The organism is Methanoculleus sp. UBA291 (assembly GCF_002499755.1).
GTDB classification, from domain to species: domain Archaea; phylum Halobacteriota; class Methanomicrobia; order Methanomicrobiales; family Methanoculleaceae; genus Methanoculleus; species Methanoculleus palmolei.
Genome location: NZ_DANC01000057.1, coordinates 1 through 1858 on the forward strand (window position 1 = coordinate 1; position 1858 = coordinate 1858).

At 65.1% G+C, this 1858-nt stretch carries 3 protein-coding genes; all 3 read right to left on the minus strand.

Going from position 1 to position 1858, the window contains the following annotated elements:
• The coding region (locus tag BP737_RS13515; RefSeq protein ID WP_292407754.1) for a class I SAM-dependent methyltransferase at positions 1–607 on the minus strand (607 nt) is incomplete at its 3' end.
• A gap of 6 nt (positions 608–613) precedes the next feature.
• Positions 614–892, minus strand: a complete 279-nt coding sequence (locus BP737_RS13520; protein ID WP_292407751.1) for a DNA-directed RNA polymerase subunit L — start codon at positions 890–892, stop codon at positions 614–616.
• Between the two features lie 227 nt (positions 893–1119).
• Positions 1120–1858: ABC transporter permease (locus BP737_RS13525; RefSeq protein WP_342686267.1), on the minus strand; the 739-nt coding region annotated here is incomplete at its 5' end.

The following is a 1858-nucleotide window of genomic DNA, read 5'->3' on the forward strand; positions in this document are numbered from 1 at the left end:
TTTTCCGGATCTCCACCCACATCCCCTCTTTTTCCTCCCGGACCCGGGAGTGGGCGACGCCGCTCCGGGCGAGTTCCCGGCGGAGCATCGCGGGGGATGCCCGCCCGCTCCTCCGGGCGATATCCCGGTCCCAGTCGGGGTTCCGCCGCCGCATCTCCGCAAAAATGGTTTCGCGGAGCGCAGGGGTCCCGAAACTGCCGCCGACGAACGCAACGCCGCCGGGCCGGAGGACCCGTTCGATCTCCGAGAATGCCTGCGGCAAGTCGCGCCAGAAGTAGATTGAACCGCGGCTGACGATGAGCGAGACGACGTTGTCCCGTATCGGCATGCAGTGGACGTCGCCGGTGATCGGGATCACCCTGTCCGGGTAACCGGCAGCGGACTCGTGCGCGATCCGGGCCATCGCCGGGTCGGCGTCGAGCGCGATGACGGAGAGGCTGCTCTTCTCGACGAGCGCGACGGAGAGGAGGCCGGGCCCGCTCCCGAGATCGAGGCAGAACCCGCTCCGTATTCCGGACCACGCGAGCACCTGCTCCGCGATGACCGGGTAGATGGGGGCAAAGACCTCCCGGGCAATCCGGGAAAAGCCGTCTCCGCTCTTCGTCATGGCCGCTTATGCGGTTTCGAGGGTGTCCATCTGACGGAGGAGCTCCCCGGCGTAGCCGGAGAGCCGCTTTGCCGCGTCCGTGACCGCAAGAAGGGGAGACCGGCCGCCGATCGTGGTGACGACCAGTTCGGGGTCCGTGAACCGGAATGCCTGCTTACGCTGTGCTACGTCCACACCGGGATCGTTGATGAGTTCGGCGGCGAGCGCGTTGATGTAGGTGTTGCCTTGGCCTTCAAAGAGGATACGGGCTTTATCGTCAGTCAACTCCAGGAGTTTGAGTTTCATGGCCATATGCACCGTTGGGTTGGTTTTGGAAGGGGTTATAAGTATGGGTGGGACGCGGATGTTCCCGGAGAACGAGGGCGGCGGACACGGTGATCCGCCCACACTCGCGGGGATGAGACGGGTTTCTCCGGATCCGCGGGTGTTCCCGATGTACAGGGTATTTTTTCCGGCATCCGATGGCTCCGGAGCGGGAAATTCGGCGGGGAGAGGCGGGGCCGCCCCTGCCGTCACCGGATATCCGTCCGCATGAACCTCATATACGCGGCGGCGAAGAAGACCGACGGGAAGACGATCAGACCCGCGATACCCGCCCAGACGCTGCCGAGGGATTCGAGAAGGGGACCCTCTCCGGGCGTGGAGACCAGATCGGCCACAGCCTGGTAACTCTCCTGCGGCGAGAGGAGCGTGATCACGTCGGTGACGATCCTCTTCTTCTCGGTATACGCCGCCCGTTCCTCCCGATACTCTTTCAACGCTTCGTGCCGGGGTGAATCGACAACATACGATCCGGTTGCGTTGGAGACGTACGTGAACGTCATCTCCTGGACTGCCGGTGTTTCGCCTGCCGGTGTTTCGGGGGGTTGCGGCGGCGGGCCTGCGACGAGCCCTCCAACCGCCGCCCCGATCACCGGGAGGAGCGACGAGACGACGAAGAGGACCACGAGGGTGAAGATCAACGCGTTGCCGCTCTCCCGGACGACCGTCGAGAACGCCAGGGCGACGGTAAACCAGGCGATCAGGAAGAGGAGCGAGATCGCCCCGAAGAGCAGAATGCTAACAACCTCGGCTGCCGTCGGCACGATCGAGAGGACGAGGAGGACGGCGGTGATGACGGCAAGGACGAGCCCCACGACGACCCCCAGGGCGGCGGCGCCCCCGAGCGCCTTGCCGACGATGACTTCGTCCCGGTAGACCGGGTGGGAGAGGAGGGTTTTGAGCGACCGGGACTCCTTCTCGCGGGTGACC